At 72.3% G+C, this 12,862-nt stretch carries 19 protein-coding genes; 7 read left to right on the forward strand and 12 right to left on the reverse strand.

Annotated elements, in window-relative coordinates; translation table 11 throughout:
• Positions 1–110 precede the first annotated feature (110 nt).
• Positions 111–467: a hypothetical protein gene (locus tag ACFVSN_RS00530; protein WP_380493320.1), complete on the reverse strand. Its 357-nt coding sequence runs from the start codon at positions 465–467 to the stop codon at positions 111–113.
• Positions 468–781: 314 nt separating this feature from the next.
• Here ACFVSN_RS00530 and ACFVSN_RS00535 point away from each other — a divergent pair, with 314 nt between their 5' ends.
• Positions 782–1,537 (forward strand): SDR family oxidoreductase, encoded by a 756-nt coding sequence (locus ACFVSN_RS00535; RefSeq protein ID WP_387593884.1) that lies wholly within the window; start codon positions 782–784, stop codon positions 1,535–1,537.
• 52 nt (positions 1,538–1,589) lie between these two features.
• On the opposite strand, the gene ACFVSN_RS00540 is transcribed toward ACFVSN_RS00535, so the two are convergent.
• On the reverse strand, positions 1,590–2,237 hold the full coding sequence (locus tag ACFVSN_RS00540) for a hypothetical protein (protein WP_387593885.1): 648 nt from the start codon (positions 2,235–2,237) through the stop codon (positions 1,590–1,592).
• A 79-nt stretch (positions 2,238–2,316) separates the two neighbouring features.
• Positions 2,317–2,535: a hypothetical protein gene (locus tag ACFVSN_RS00545; RefSeq protein ID WP_387593887.1), complete on the reverse strand. Its 219-nt coding sequence runs from the start codon at positions 2,533–2,535 to the stop codon at positions 2,317–2,319.
• A gap of 30 nt (positions 2,536–2,565) precedes the next feature.
• On the opposite strand from ACFVSN_RS00545, the gene ACFVSN_RS00550 reads away from it, so the two are divergent.
• Positions 2,566–3,039: a nuclear transport factor 2 family protein gene (locus tag ACFVSN_RS00550; RefSeq protein ID WP_387593889.1), complete on the forward strand. Its 474-nt coding sequence runs from the start codon at positions 2,566–2,568 to the stop codon at positions 3,037–3,039.
• A gap of 80 nt (positions 3,040–3,119) precedes the next feature.
• On the opposite strand, the gene ACFVSN_RS00555 is transcribed toward ACFVSN_RS00550, so the two are convergent.
• The 6 genes from ACFVSN_RS00555 to ACFVSN_RS00580 form a co-directional block, all read right to left on the reverse strand.
• Complete coding sequence (locus ACFVSN_RS00555) at positions 3,120–3,494, reverse strand: nuclear transport factor 2 family protein (protein ID WP_387593891.1); 375 nt, start codon at positions 3,492–3,494, stop codon at positions 3,120–3,122.
• A 491-nt stretch (positions 3,495–3,985) separates the two neighbouring features.
• Entirely contained in the window at positions 3,986–4,549 is a 564-nt protein-coding gene (locus ACFVSN_RS00560; protein ID WP_387593893.1) for an NADPH-dependent FMN reductase, read from the reverse strand.
• A gap of 72 nt (positions 4,550–4,621) precedes the next feature.
• On the reverse strand, positions 4,622–5,164 hold the full coding sequence (locus ACFVSN_RS00565; protein WP_387593895.1) for a YceI family protein: 543 nt from the start codon (positions 5,162–5,164) through the stop codon (positions 4,622–4,624).
• 108 nt (positions 5,165–5,272) lie between these two features.
• Positions 5,273–5,692, reverse strand: coding sequence for a nuclear transport factor 2 family protein (locus ACFVSN_RS00570; RefSeq protein WP_380493336.1), 420 nt, complete (start codon positions 5,690–5,692; stop codon positions 5,273–5,275).
• Between the two features lie 138 nt (positions 5,693–5,830).
• The gene (locus tag ACFVSN_RS00575; RefSeq protein ID WP_380493338.1) at positions 5,831–6,334 is read right to left on the reverse strand and encodes a MarR family winged helix-turn-helix transcriptional regulator; all 504 of its coding nucleotides are present in this window, start codon (positions 6,332–6,334) and stop codon (positions 5,831–5,833) included.
• Positions 6,335–6,438: 104 nt separating this feature from the next.
• Positions 6,439–6,834, reverse strand: coding sequence for a tautomerase family protein (locus ACFVSN_RS00580; protein WP_380493340.1), 396 nt, complete (start codon positions 6,832–6,834; stop codon positions 6,439–6,441).
• Between the two features lie 155 nt (positions 6,835–6,989).
• On the opposite strand from ACFVSN_RS00580, the gene ACFVSN_RS00585 reads away from it, so the two are divergent.
• Complete coding sequence (locus ACFVSN_RS00585; protein ID WP_380438609.1) at positions 6,990–7,292, forward strand: putative quinol monooxygenase; 303 nt, start codon at positions 6,990–6,992, stop codon at positions 7,290–7,292.
• Between the two features lie 42 nt (positions 7,293–7,334).
• Here ACFVSN_RS00585 and ACFVSN_RS00590 read toward each other — a convergent pair whose 3' ends face one another.
• On the reverse strand, positions 7,335–7,613 hold the full coding sequence (locus tag ACFVSN_RS00590) for a hypothetical protein (protein ID WP_387593898.1): 279 nt from the start codon (positions 7,611–7,613) through the stop codon (positions 7,335–7,337).
• A 308-nt stretch (positions 7,614–7,921) separates the two neighbouring features.
• On the opposite strand from ACFVSN_RS00590, the gene ACFVSN_RS00595 reads away from it, so the two are divergent.
• Together ACFVSN_RS00595 and ACFVSN_RS00600 are read left to right on the forward strand one after the other, a co-directional pair.
• Positions 7,922–8,692, forward strand: coding sequence for an alpha/beta hydrolase (locus ACFVSN_RS00595; RefSeq protein WP_387593900.1), 771 nt, complete (start codon positions 7,922–7,924; stop codon positions 8,690–8,692).
• On the forward strand, positions 8,683–8,805 hold the full coding sequence (locus ACFVSN_RS00600; RefSeq protein WP_387593902.1) for an alpha/beta hydrolase: 123 nt from the start codon (positions 8,683–8,685) through the stop codon (positions 8,803–8,805). Before ACFVSN_RS00595 ends, ACFVSN_RS00600 begins: the two co-directional genes overlap by 10 nt.
• A 30-nt stretch (positions 8,806–8,835) precedes the next feature.
• Here ACFVSN_RS00600 and ACFVSN_RS00605 read toward each other — a convergent pair whose 3' ends face one another.
• Positions 8,836–9,903, reverse strand: coding sequence for a hypothetical protein (locus ACFVSN_RS00605; RefSeq protein ID WP_387593904.1), 1,068 nt, complete (start codon positions 9,901–9,903; stop codon positions 8,836–8,838).
• Positions 9,904–9,948: 45 nt separating this feature from the next.
• Positions 9,949–11,160, reverse strand: coding sequence for a HEAT repeat domain-containing protein (locus ACFVSN_RS00610; protein WP_387593905.1), 1,212 nt, complete (start codon positions 11,158–11,160; stop codon positions 9,949–9,951).
• Positions 11,161–11,255: 95 nt separating this feature from the next.
• Between ACFVSN_RS00610 and ACFVSN_RS00615 the strand changes: the two genes are divergently transcribed.
• Both ACFVSN_RS00615 and ACFVSN_RS00620 read left to right on the forward strand, forming a co-directional pair.
• Positions 11,256–11,861 (forward strand): GNAT family N-acetyltransferase, encoded by a 606-nt coding sequence (locus ACFVSN_RS00615; protein ID WP_387593907.1) that lies wholly within the window; start codon positions 11,256–11,258, stop codon positions 11,859–11,861.
• A complete protein-coding gene (locus ACFVSN_RS00620; RefSeq protein ID WP_387593909.1) occupies positions 11,858–12,823 on the forward strand; it encodes a WGR domain-containing protein in 966 nt (321 codons plus the stop codon). Before ACFVSN_RS00615 ends, ACFVSN_RS00620 begins: the two co-directional genes overlap by 4 nt.
• Positions 12,824–12,862 lie beyond the last annotated feature (39 nt).

The raw sequence follows: 12,862 nt of genomic DNA on the forward strand, positions 1-12,862 counted from the left end.
CCGCACCGGCCAGTACGAGCGGAACCCGCCGGCCGCTCGCCGACCACGGAGAGCCCGCCCCACCGGGGAGCGGGCCCTTCGCGTTCACGGCGTTCCCGTCATCCGACGGCTCAGTAGACCAGCGGTCCCGACATGATCAGGCCGGTGCTCAGGTCCTCGACCGCCACGTAGAGCTCGTGCACGCCGTCGTTGTGGTAGAGCGGCCACGTGTTCACTCCGCCGCCCCAGCCGGTGTGCGTGGCGCCGTCGGTCTGGATGTTCACCTGCCACAGGTCGACCTTGCACCCGTTGGCCGGCCCGTCGACGTGGCCGTAGGCGTACATGTCCGAATAGGGCAGGACGTACGCGTGGCAGGGGCCCTGGTAGGCGTCGCTGCCCAGGCCGGAGGCCGAGGCCTCGCCGGCCGGCAGGGCGACGAGGCCGGCGGCGAAGATCCCTGCCGCGGCGAGCTTGATCGTACGTGTCATCCTCACGGTTGCTCCTTCGAAGGAGATGAAAGGTCGGGCGCGGAGCCGGGCCGGATCGGGCCGATGAACGATGCCCGGCCGCCCGTCCTCGACCCTCGTGCACTCCCGGCGCAGACGGCAATTTTCCCGTACAACTCCGTACGGCCCCTTGATCGGACTCACCCTTGCCGCCGACCCGCACCGCCCTGCGAGGGGGCTCCCGGGCCGCGGCCCGGGAGCCCCCCTTCGTCATCGGCGACCGGGCCCGCCCCTGACACGAGCGCAATATGATGATCCATCAGTTGTACTCCACGGGTGGATCAAGGAGAACAGTCATGTCCGAAACAAGAGTTCGCGATCTCACGGGCAAGGTCGCGATCGTGGTGGGCGGCAGCCGGAACCAGGGCGCGGCCTGCGCCGAGGTGCTGGCGGCGCGCGGCGCGACCGTCGTGATCAGCTACGCCAACGACGCGCAGGCCGCCGAGCAGACCGTCGCAGCTCTGCGCAAGCACGACGTCACCGCGGAGGCGGTGCGCTCCGACGCCGCCGTGTCCGCGGACGTCACCGCGCTGTTCGCCGGGGTGGTGGAGCGGCACGGGCGGCTCGACATCGTGGTGCACCTGCCCGGCATGGTCCTCAAGAAGCCGCTGGCCGAGATCACCGACGAGGAGTTCGACCGGGTGATCGACCTGAACACCCGCAGCGCGTTCTACAGCCTGCGGGCGGCGGCGCGCACGCTCGCGGACAACGGCCGGTACGTGGTCCTCTCCACCACGCTGACCTCGGTGATGACCGGACCGTACGGGCTCTACTCGGGCAGCAAGGCCGCCGTCGAGCGCATGGTCCTGGCGGCGGCCAAGGAGTTGGGCGCGCGCGGCATCACGGTCAACGCGGTGGCCCCCGGTCCGGTGGACACGTCCTTCTATCGGGCCGCCGAGACCCCGGAGTCGATGGCGGCCGCCGCCGACCACAGCCCGCGCGGCCGGCTCGGCCGGCCCGACGACATAGCCCCGGTGGTGGGCTGGCTGGTCGGCGACGAGGCGGGCTGGGTGTCCGGCCAGACGGTGCGCGCCAACGGCGCGATGTTCTGAGCCTCAGCGGCCTGGGAGTCCGGCTCCTCGTCCCCCTGTGGGCGCAGGTCCCTCAGTACCAACGGGTCTGCCCGGCGATGCCCTGCCCCGTCCGGGCGGCATGGCGCAGCACGCGCAGCGGGCCGTCGAGGAGGGTGTCGGCGTCGTGGGCGGGATCGTCTCCCAGGCCGTCCAGCCAGGCGTGGATCCGTTCGATGACGTCCCGGCGCCGGGGGCCGGTCAGGGCCAGGGCTTCCTCGGCGCGGGGCAGGCAGGCCCGCACCTGGGCGGAGTCGAGCAGGAAGTCGCCGAACCAGCCGGGGAGTCGGAGCGTCGCCTCGGCGCCGAGTGCGTAGGCGAGGGCCCAGAAGGGGTTGGCCTTCCGGGCCGTGGCCGCGAACAGGCCCTCGCCCTCGTTCGCCGGGAACTGCTCCATGACGGCATCGCGCAGGGCCTCGACGGCGTCGGAGTCGTCCAGGCAGCTGTCGAAGAACCGGTAGAGCCGGAGGGCGTCCTCCGTGGCCGCCCACCCCCCGGCGCCGGCGGTCCGCCGGGTGAACAGGGACTCCCCCGCCAGCCCCCGCCACCACGCCAGCTCGGTCGTCACACCGGCGGGCGCCGACGGCGGGGGTGGCGGCGAGCTCCGGACGGCGGCGAGCAGCAGTTCCCGCACCTGCTCGTCGTCCACCGTGCCGACGACCCACACACCCGTGGCACTCACGGCCTGCCTCCCACTCTCACGATCCGACCGCAGATCATGCCCGACGCCTCCGACGGAGCACCGGCCGGGGCCGTGCCTCCTACCGCTCCGCGGCCCCCGCCCACCACGCCGGGGCACAGGCCACCGCCGCGTCGACCAGGTCCTGCTTGGAGACCGACGCGTCGGCGAGCCACGCCCGGATCGCCCCCGCGAAGCCATGCGCCAGGAACTGCGCCACCACCGGCCGGCTGACGTCCGGGGGAGCGCTGTCGCCCGCGCGCGCCAGGAACGCGAGGGCGTAGTCGGCGAAGTGCCGCACCAGCGCGTCTAGTTTACGAGGGGAGTCGCCATGTCGCCCCACGCCGCGGTCCCGCCCGGGGAGGCCGCCGACCGGCTCGCCATCCGCGAACTGGTCGACGCCTACGCGCGCTGCGCGGACCGCCGGGACGCGAAGGGCCAGCTGGCCCTGTTCACGGAGGACTGCCGCTTCCTGGTCTTCATGGACGCCACCGCGGCCGAGCCGACCCAGGAGCTGCACGGCCGGGAGTCCCTCGCCCCGGTCTTCGACAACCTCAACACCTACCGGGCGACCACCCACTTCAACGGCCAGAGCACCGTGTCCCTCGATGCCGACGGCCGACGCGGTTCCGGCGAGAGCTACTGCCTGGCCCACCACGTTTCGTTCGGGACGGACGCCGAACGCACGATCATGGTCGCGTCGATCCGCTACCTGGACGAGTTCGTCAAGCAGGACGGCACGTGGCTCTTCGCCGAGCGCCGCCTGATGGTGGACTGGACCGAGACCCGCCCCTCCACGCCATGAGCCGGACAACAGCCTGCGCGACGCCGACCCGGCCGCCGACCGTGAACCCGGCGCGGGGACGGGTGGCCAGTCCGGATGAGTCAGGGGCTCTCCGGACCGGCGCCGTCGACGAACGTGTAGAGCTCGACGATCACGCCGTCCTTGCAGTGGGCGATGTCCATCCCGGTCACGACGGGCGGCCGGCCGGCCGGACCGAAGCGGAACCCGAGGTGGCCGAGGTCGTCGTTCACGGAGACGGGACCGTCCGGTTCGAAGACCCAGTCCGGCGTCTCCTCCCGCAGCTCGGCCGCGCGCTGCGCGAGGGCCGCACGCCCGCGGACGACGCGGTCGGGCTCGTGCCAGACCACGTCCTCGGCGTAGGTCCCGGCGATGGCCGCGGCGCGGCGGACGGGGTCCGGCTCGTTGAAGACGGCGAGGAGGTTGCGCCACATGAGGTCGGCGACGGTGCGGGTCATGGTCCGTCCCTAAGAATGTGAGGCGGTCCGGGAGGACCGGGTGTGGCTGATGGTCGGTTGCCGTCCGTGGCTGCGAAGGAATGGCCGCGCGGTCCTTCGGGACGCTCCGACCACTGATTGAGAACTGCGGTCATCGCTGGTCAGGGACCTGTCGGCGGAGTGGTCCACGGACCACGAGGTGCTGGTCACGATGGATACGGAGCGACGGGCTTGAGTGCGTCTCACGATCGGATATGGGTCGGCATCGACGCCGGCAAGGGGCACCACTGGGCGGTGGCGGTCGACGCCGCCGGCAACCGCGGCCCGCAGCACGCGTACCGCCTCGTCGCGGTCGCGGAGCGGGCCGAAGACGTTGTCGCCGGCCAGCTGCATCGCGCCGTATCCGATGCGGTGCACCCGCCGGGGGCCGAGGGCGTACGAGCCGGCGGCCGCGACGGTCGAGGTGTGTTCGGGCATGACGTCTCCCCTGTCCGGACGTGCGGACTCGGCTGTCAGTTTCGGACGGTCCGCATGGCCGTCGCCCAGGACTCCAGCTCTTCGAACAGCTTGGTGGCCGCGGCGTCGTGGTGCGCGCCGGGCTTGAAGAGCGAGAGGTCCTCGAAGTCGGTGAACAGCGAGAAGGCCAGCTGCTGGTTCACATGGGCGAGTTGGACCGCGCTGGCGACGGTGCGCAGGTGCTCGGCGGCCCGGATGCCACCGACGGTGCCGTACGAGACGATGGCGGCCGCCTTGTTGTTCCATTCGGCGTAGGCGAAGTCGATGGCGTTCTTCAGCACGCCTGGGAGGGAGTGGTTGTACTCGGGGGTGACGAAGACGTAGCCGTCGAACTCCGCGACCTTGGCCGCCCACGCCTTGGTGTGCTCGCCCTGGTACCGGCCCATGGCCGGCGGCATCGGCTCGTCCATGAACGGCAGCGGCCAGTCGGCGAGGTCGACGAGCCCGTACTCGGCGCCGGTCCGGGCGCCGGCCCGGTCGACGACCCAGTCGGCGACGGCCTTCCCGTTGCGGCCGGGGCGGGTGCTGCCGAGGATCACGGCGATCTTGAGCGTGGTCATGACGTTCACTCCTTGCGTACGGCTCGGCCGGGCCAGGCCGGGCGAGGCGAGGCTAGGCGGGGCGGGGCGGGGCTAGGCGGGGCTTCCGTCGGTGTGGTTCGCGTCCGTCAGGCGGGCCCGGACGGTCGCGGTCAGCCGGAGGCGGCGCCCGGCCACGCCCTTGAGCCCGGTGACGCCGTGGGCATAGCGGTCGACGGTCGCGGTGGCCTCCACGGCGATCTCGTCGCCGTCGACGTCGGCGCTGGTCACGGTGAAGGTGACGGGCGCGCCGGTGCCGTGCGCGGTCAGCTCGCCCCGCAGGGCCCAGACACCGGTTTGGTCCAGTTCGGCCCCGGTGGCGGTGAAGCGGATGTCCGGGTAGGTGGCGGTGTCCAGCAGGGCCTTGGACAGGACCTGGCGGTCGCGGTTCTTGTTGCCGGTGTCGAAGCTGCCCGCGTCGGCGACGGCGTCCACCCGGCTCGCGGTGAGCGGCTCGGCCAGCGAGACGGTGCCGCCGCGGAGCCGGAAGCTGCCGCGGACCGTGCCCAGTCCGAACAGGTGCTTGGTGGTGAAGGTGATCTCGGAGCGGGGGACGTCGATGGCGTAGCGGCCCGGCGTCGGCGTGGCGGTGGTCATGATGAGCCCTCCTACTTCACTTGAGCCTTCAAGTCAAACCCTGAGCCTGTGAACTTGAAGGCTCAAGTGACAACAAGGACGAACCCGCCTATGTTCCCCCGAACGGGCTCAGCCGAGGCCGAGCTGGCGGGCGATGACGGAGCCCTCCGCGTAGCAGTCGAAGCGCTTGATCCTGCCGTCGACCAGCTCGAACACGTCGCAGCACGGCGCGTCCATCCGCTTGCCGGTGGGCGGAACCGTCCCGGCGGGCGTCTCCAGCGGCCCGAGGTGGGTGCCCTGCAGGCGCAGCTGCACGATCACGATGTCGCCGGTGACGTAGAACCGCTCCAGCTCGCGGTGCATGTCGGGGAAGGCCTTGGCGTACACCTCGACCGTCTTTCCGAGCTCCTCGGCACCGCGGTACGTGAACGGGATGGACATGTCGGTGAAGGTGCCGTCCTCCGTGAAGGCCGCGACCCAGCCGGCGACGTCCTGCTCCTCGGCGACCTGGTAGGCGGCGCGGATGATCTTCTCGTTGTCGTGGGACATCTCGACCCTTCCGATCCCTGCGGTGGCTTGCGGTACACATTCACTTTAACCTTCAAGTCATCGCCGAGCGCAAGAGGCTGGAAGGCGGGAATTTTCAGGACACTTGTTCGCTCTGCGCCCCACAGGCGACTTGAATCGTCAACGAGCAGGCGAGTCGATGCGCTGCAGGATGCGCTCGGCGTCCTGCCCGAGCCGGCGCAGGCGCTCGCCGGAGAGGTTGTCCACGACGAGGCGGCGGACGAAGGCCACGTGCGCGGGTGCGGCCGTTTCGAGCTTGGCCATGCCGGCGGGCAGCAGGATGGCGTTGGTGAAGCGCCCGTCCGCCGGATCCGCCTCCCGGCGGACGTAGCCGCGGCCCTCCAGTCGCTTGACCAGGTGTGAGAGCCGGGACAGCGACGTGCTGGTGTTCTCGGCGAGGACGCTCATGCGCAAGGTCCACTCGGGGGCCTCGGACAGCATCGCCAGCGTCATGTACTCGACCATGCTCAGATCGGCGTCGCGCTGCAGCTGGGCGTCGATGGCCCAGGGCAGCCGCGTCATCAGCCGCACCACCGACAGCCAGGAGTCCAGCTCGGCCGGACTGAGCCAGAGGCCGTCCTGCTCGCCCGCCCGCACTGCGGTCGCCTCGTCGTGGGTGGTCATTCTCGCAGCGTATCAGCCACACTCCGCGGATGACATGGCCTGCCACAGCCGGGCACGATGCGGCCATGTCACATGAACATTCAATGGAGCCCCCCGGCCGGGCCTCACCCGCTCGACGACGGGGCGTACTGCGCCAGCCCGTCGCCGAGCGACCAATCGATGGACGCGTTCTCGGCCAGGGTGACGAACACGTTCCGGGGCTCGGTGCCCGCGTACTGCTCCGCGAGTTCCGCGATCCGCCGGTACAGGGCGCGCTTCTGGTCGGGAGTCCGACCGGCGCGCAGGGTGATCGCGATGTAGACGATGCCCTCGTCACGCCGCACGCCGAGGTAATTCCCGTACCGCAGTGTGCTGTTGATGCCGTCGTGGCCGACCAGGACCTGGAACAGGTCGTCCGGCGGAATGCCGATCGTCTCCATCAGGGCCTCGTGCACCGCGCGGCCGAGCGCGTCCAGTCGGGCACCGTCGGCCCGAAGGGCGTCGATCCGAACGAACGGCATAGCGGGTTCCTCCCCATCGACCGACCGCGCACCATGGGGCCACGGCCGCGGGACCGATCCATCCGCCCACGATTGTACATACCAGTAGGTACAGGCACGTCTGCCAGGTGAGATACCGGTTCCCCGGCGGGCCTCACCGATCTACGCTCACTCACATGCCACAGTCCGTACGCCTCCACGTCCACATCACCACCCTCCCGGGCCGCGGCCAGGAGCAGCTCGACGCCTACGAACGCCTCGCGCCGCTCGTGCGGGCCGAAGAGGGGTGCCTGCAGTACGACCTGCACCGGGTCGTCGGCGATCCGGACCGGTTCGTCCTCACCGAACTCTGGGCATCGCGCGAGGCGTTGGCCGCGCACGACGCCACCCCGCACATGGTGGCCGCGGACGCCGCCGGCCCGGCGTTCCGGGCGGGTCCCGCGCAGGTGATCGAGATCGAGGCCGAGCCGGCGGCGTAGGCTCACCGGCCGGGGACGCCGGCCACCGGCGCCCCCGGCCGGTCAGCCCGGGATGAGGCCCTCGTCGCCGAGCATCTCGCGGACCTCCTCAAGGGAGGCGTCCGGGGGCGGCAGGATCAGCTCGGAGGGCTCCAGAGCGTCGTCGGGCAACGCGGTGCCGAGGCGGCGCACCGCATCCAGGAGCGCCCCCAGGGTCCGCCGGAAGCCCTCCTCGTCGCCGCTCTCCATCTCCGCGAGCAACTCGTCGTCGAGCGCGTTCAGCTCGGCGAAGTGGGAGTCGACCAGCCGCACTTGCCCCTCGCCCATGATGCGCACGATCACCGTGGTCTCCTGTCCCGAAAGCGCCGTCCGGCACCGCGCCGAATCCGCCCGCCAAGGACACCAGCCCGCGCGCGCTCACCGACCCGACATGCCGCCGCGTTCACGCTCAGCGGACGATCGACCACCCCATCGGCTCCGCTGGCCGCCGACGGCAGCACCCTGGCGGGCCCCGGCGTGCACGTCACGCCGGGGCCCGTGGCGACGGCTGGAGGATCCTGGAGGATCACCGCGTGACGCAAGGACGTCCAGGCTCGTCAGAGACCGCCTTCCTTTCCGACGGCGATGATCCGGCGCCCCACCTGGTTGGCGTGTTCACCCGCCGTGGCGGCTTCTTTCAGCGCCGACATCAACAGGTCGCCGTCGTTGTCACGAACGGCGCCGTCGACCCGTCGCTCGACTGGGCCGGGCTGGCCCTGCGCCAGGCGAAGGGCTTCCAGCGGGCCGTCGACGACTACGCCGACCGCTGCGCGGCGGTCGTCGGCCAGGCCTGCCCCGCCGGCACGCCCGACGGCATCCGTGCCCTGATCACCGACCTGTACGAGACGACCGCCCGCGGCTCCGGGCCGGCCACGGGCCCGGGGCGGCGCCTCGACCAGAACACCCTGCACACCGCCATCACCACGTCGATGTACTCGCCGGAGTCCCAGTGGCAGCCGCTGTCCGAGGCCCTCGGCGCCGCCCGGCGCGGCAACGCCGCGAAGCTGATCGCCCTCGCCGAGCCGGACCCCGGCCACCACGACGACGGCCCGGAGACCGGCGGCGAGCAGGCGCCCGACAACTCCGACGCCGCCCTCACCGCCGTCAACTGCCTCGACACCCCCTACCCCGCGGACCCGCAGGCGTACTGGGACCTGCTCGACCGCGCCCACCGGGAGGCGGGCGTGTTCGGCGCCGGCAGCGTCCTCTCCACCCTCACCTGCCACACCTGGCCCGCAGGCCCGCTCAAGCCCCACCGCGCCACCCCCGCCGGACTGCCGCCCGTCCTCGTGGTCGGCACCACCGGCGACCCGGCCACGACGTACGAGGAGGCCCAGGCCCTCGCCGCCCAGCTGCCCAGCTGCCCGGCGGCATGCTCCTGACCTACCGGGGCCCCGGGCACACCGCTTACGGCCGCGGCAACGCCTGCGTCACCGACGCGGTCGACGCCTACGTCGTCGGCCTGGTCCCGGTCCGAGCGGGCGGAAGCTGCTGACGGCCTGGAGCTTCGTCGTGCCCGCCCCCGTCAGCAGGTACGCATGCGGAGCCCCGGAAACCCGATGCGGTACCGCGTGTGCCCCGTCGTGCCCTCGATGACGACGTGCTCCGCCTCGCCTCCGATGCGGAGTCCGGAGGCGGACGCGACGCCGGCCGCACGGGCGGTACGCACGATCACGTCCGCCACGGCACCGTCGACCCCGCCCGGGCCGCCGGCGTCGATCAGCCACGGCGTGCACCCGAACTGCGGGCGCAGCGGGTGGTCGGACGGGAGCGTCTCCTCGATCGGGGTCCACCCGAGGGTGGCGGCCCGCTCCCCTCGGGCGGCCTCGGCGACACCGGCTTCGGTGTACCCGATGAGCAGGCGGCCGGCCCTGCAGTCGATGGCGAAGAGCAGGGGGCCGTCGCCGATCGAGCACCCGTACAGGGGCATGCTCTGCGCCAGGCCGGTGGCCCTGACCTCGGCGGGCAGCATCTGCAGGAATCCGCCGAGGGCCAGTTCGTCCCACTCGCCCGCGTACTCCCGGCGGGGGTGGTCCAGTTCGAGTCCGGCGCCCTGGAGGACCCCGACGTATCCGTCGCCGCCCTGCTGGTACCAGGACTCCCACACGGCGCTCGCCTGCAGGACGAGTTCGGGCCCGGCTTCGCCCGCGCGGAGTTCGAGGCTCGTCGCCCCCCTGCGCCACCGGAGGAACGGCCTGCCCCAGGAGGGGGCGAGCCGATGACCGGTCGGGCTGTTCCGGCCGTTGCCGCCGATGTAGGTCGCGTTCCCGAGCTCCCGGCGGAGTGCATCGGCGACCCGTCGGAACTCCTCGACCTGCGCGTGCACTTCAGCGGCCGGACGGCTGACCGGGACCACCAGCTCCAGGTACTCCTGGGACCGGGCCCACGGGCGCGCCCGCGCGTCGACCGGCACGAGCGCCGCGTCACCGCCCGGCAGCGCGGTCACGAGGCGGACCCGGCCGTCCGACCCGTCCGCCCACTCCCAGCCGAGCCGGCCGGCGAGTTCGCGCAGGCCCTCGCCGCTCCACCGCAGGTCGCTGCCCGCGTCCGCCAGGTTCCGGGCGACGGCCCCGACCTCCGCACTGCTGATCATTCCCCCTTCCTACCATCCCCTACTGACACACCTTCGGGACCGCCGTCAGCCCACCAACCGCCGGAACTCGGCGCGGTCCTCCGGCAGCCCGACCCTGCGGAGCCAGATGATCTTGTTGCCGATGGTGCCCCAGCAGCCGTCGTTGGCGGCGACGGCCCGCAGGAACGCACGCTGGGCGGCGGTCGGTTCGGCGTCGGCGGGGAATCCGTCCGGCAGGGCCTTCACGAGCAGCGGGCCCCAGTCCCGTTCCACCGTGAAGTCGTCGGCGAGCGGGACCAGCGCCAGCGCCGCCGGGAGCAGCTCGGCGAAATCGTCGACCCGGTCGATCGCCGCGGCCAGCAGCGTGAAGCGGAACCAGCCGTCGAACTGCGGCAGCGGCTCGGGGAACCAGCCGTCGGCGGCCTTCGGGTCCTCGAGTGCGGCCAGGAGCACCCGGGTGGCACGGGGGTCGGCGGCCGCCACGGGGGCGAGCGCAGCGCAGGCGCGGACGGCGGGATCGGCGTCGTCGAGCAGCTCGGCGGTGTCCTGGTGCCAGGCGCCGAGCGTCAGGACGGCGGCCGCGCGCTCGCGGCGGTCGGCGCTGTCCGCGAGGATCCGGCGGAGGTGCTGCGCTGCCTCCGGTACGCGGTCGGCGAGTTCGGGGGCGTTCAGGAGGTGCCCGGCGGCGCCGAGGGCGGCCTCACGAACGGCCGGGTCCGGGGCGGTGAGGTGGGGAACGACCGCCGCGTACAGCGTGGGCCGGATCGCACGACAGGCCGCAGTTGCTGCCCGGTCCTCCGCATCTTCTTCGTCTTCTTCGTCTGCTTCATCTGCTTCGTCTGCTTCGTCTGCTTCCGCGTCCGGTTCGTCGTCCTCCGCGAACTCCCCCCAGCCCGCCGACTCCGCGACCTGGCCCAGCCACTCGACGAGCGCGGCGCGCAGCGGGCGGCTGCGCTCGTCCCAGGAGAAGTGGCTCTCGTGCCGGGCCGTCGTGCGGGGATCCGCGAGGATCGCGGCGACGAACAGCGCGGCCGGTGCGGTCGAGCTGTAGAGGGACCCCTGGTGGAGCACCGACATGTCGAGCATCCCCAGGGCCTCGGCCTGGGTCTCGGGCTCCGGGTCGAGGAGCTGCAACAGGCGCGCGGGCGTGTCCCCCGCGGGCCCGTAGGCGTGCTGGAGGGCGGCCCAGTCGGTGTCCCGGATCACCGCGAGCGCATCGGACAGGTCGGGCCGGGCCGGGCGGCCGTGGCGCTGGGCGCCGTCGTTCAGGGTCGTCACGGTGAGAGCATGACGGACGGCACCGACACATCGCGCCTGGTCCACCATCATGTGGAACTCCTGCTCGGCGGACGGCCTGCGATAGGTTGCCCGCCATGACCGATCCTGCCCCCGTCGCCTGGCCGCCCGCCCCGATCAGGACCGAGCGCCTCGTGCTCCGCGCGTCCGAGGCCCGGGACCGCGCGGCGGTCATCGAACTCTTCGCCTCGCCGGAGGTGGGCACCTACGTCGGTGGTGCCCGGCCGCGTGACGAACTGGAGCGTGCGGTGCCCGAGGTGCCGGGGCGGCGCTTGGGCTTCTTCGTGGTCGAGCTCGACGGAGCGATGATCGGCATGATCACGCTCGATCCGCGCGACGCGGACCGCCCGGGCCACGTCCGCCCGGAAGGCGGCGAGGCCGAGCTCGGCTACATGTTCCTGCCGCGGGCGTGGGGACGTGGATACGCCGCCGAGGCGTGCGCGGCCGCACTCGACTGGTTCGCCGACGCGCTCCCCGGGGAGCCGGTGGTGCTCTGCACCCGGACCGCCCACGCCGCCTCGCTGCGCGTCGCCACGAAGCTGGGGTTCAGCGAGGCGGCCCGCTTCGAGGAGTACGGCGCCGAGCAGTGGTTCGGCCTGTGGTCCCCGGCACACCGTCCGGTTGAGCCCGCACTCGACAGCGCCGACGGCGTCGGGCCGTGGGACGTGGAGGAAGCCGGATGACCACATGGCGGCGGTTCGAGCGGCAAGAGGCGGGCGCGCTCGACTACTGGGAGATCCGCCGGGAGGGGATCCGCTGCTTCCTCAGGTGGGGATCCGACCGCACCCCGGGCAAGGCGAGCACGATGACGCTCGACGACGAGGAGCAGGCGCGGCGCCACGCCGCGCGCAAGGTCAACGACCGTCTCCGCAAGGGCTTCGCCGAGGTGGACCCGCCCCACGACCCGGCGGAGGCCGAGGCCGGGACACCGGTGCTGGACGTCCTCGCCAGGGCTGTCGGGCCGTACGCCCCGGAAGTCCGGTACGTACCGGTCGACGGCTTCGACGACGTCTACCGCTGCGAGCGCTCACCCGACCACCCCATGGGCTTCTACGAGTACTACGTCCTGCGCGACCAGGGACGCAGTGCGGTCCGCTTCGCGGTGCGCGCGGCCGGCCACCGGGACGAGACCGTCGCGGCGTTCCTGGAGTTCCTCTCCCCCCGGCGTGACCTCGCCTTCGACGGCCGGTCCCACCACAAGGTGCCGCTGCCGGGCCCGGTCGGGTCGTTCGACACCGCACTGTTCTGCTCGCCGGCACTGGGCCGGGCCTGTGCCGCCACCCCGGGGGCGGCCTCGCGAGTGGCGACCGCCGTCCCCGTCTTCGACTGCGAGATCGGGGACGACGACCCGGAGGTGCTGGTCGACGCCCGCATCCACGGTCACGCCTCACTGCCCTACGCCGACTGGGGACGGTCGCCGTACCCGGCCGTTGACCTGCGCTTCGACATCCATCCGTCGTACTACCGACCGGCGAAGAAGTTCATGGTCTACCGGCCGGCCGACGTGCGGAAGCTCATGGACGTCCTGCCGGGGGCATCGCCGCAGAGCTGGCTGGAGGTGCGCAATTTCCGCGGGGAGACCACGCGCCTCCAGCCCGACACGGCCGTGTCGTTCGCCGAGGTGTCGTCCTTCCTGGCCGGTTGAAGGAACCGAGAGACCTGAAGGACCAGAGAGACCCGAAGG

The sequence above is a fragment of the Kitasatospora sp. NPDC057904 genome, assembly GCF_042887925.1.
Lineage (GTDB): Bacteria > Actinomycetota > Actinomycetes > Streptomycetales > Streptomycetaceae > Kitasatospora.

Coding starts and splice junctions, on each gene's coding strand:
- ACFVSN_RS00530 (WP_380493320.1), bottom strand. CDS start 467: ATGACACGTACGATCAAGCTCGCCGCGGCAGGGATCTTCGCCGCCGGC.
- ACFVSN_RS00535 (WP_387593884.1), top strand. CDS start 782: ATGTCCGAAACAAGAGTTCGCGATCTCACGGGCAAGGTCGCGATCGTG.
- ACFVSN_RS00550 (WP_387593889.1), top strand. CDS start 2,566: ATGTCGCCCCACGCCGCGGTCCCGCCCGGGGAGGCCGCCGACCGGCTC.
- ACFVSN_RS00555 (WP_387593891.1), bottom strand. CDS start 3,494: ATGACCCGCACCGTCGCCGACCTCATGTGGCGCAACCTCCTCGCCGTC.
- ACFVSN_RS00560 (WP_387593893.1), bottom strand. CDS start 4,549: ATGACCACGCTCAAGATCGCCGTGATCCTCGGCAGCACCCGCCCCGGC.
- ACFVSN_RS00565 (WP_387593895.1), bottom strand. CDS start 5,164: ATGACCACCGCCACGCCGACGCCGGGCCGCTACGCCATCGACGTCCCC.
- ACFVSN_RS00570 (WP_380493336.1), bottom strand. CDS start 5,692: ATGTCCCACGACAACGAGAAGATCATCCGCGCCGCCTACCAGGTCGCC.
- ACFVSN_RS00575 (WP_380493338.1), bottom strand. CDS start 6,334: ATGACCACCCACGACGAGGCGACCGCAGTGCGGGCGGGCGAGCAGGAC.
- ACFVSN_RS00580 (WP_380493340.1), bottom strand. CDS start 6,834: ATGCCGTTCGTTCGGATCGACGCCCTTCGGGCCGACGGTGCCCGACTG.
- ACFVSN_RS00585 (WP_380438609.1), top strand. CDS start 6,990: ATGCCACAGTCCGTACGCCTCCACGTCCACATCACCACCCTCCCGGGC.
- ACFVSN_RS00600 (WP_387593902.1), top strand. CDS start 8,683: ATGCTCCTGACCTACCGGGGCCCCGGGCACACCGCTTACGGCCGCGGC.
- ACFVSN_RS00605 (WP_387593904.1), bottom strand. CDS start 9,903: ATGATCAGCAGTGCGGAGGTCGGGGCCGTCGCCCGGAACCTGGCGGAC.
- ACFVSN_RS00615 (WP_387593907.1), top strand. CDS start 11,256: ATGACCGATCCTGCCCCCGTCGCCTGGCCGCCCGCCCCGATCAGGACC.
- ACFVSN_RS00620 (WP_387593909.1), top strand. CDS start 11,858: ATGACCACATGGCGGCGGTTCGAGCGGCAAGAGGCGGGCGCGCTCGAC.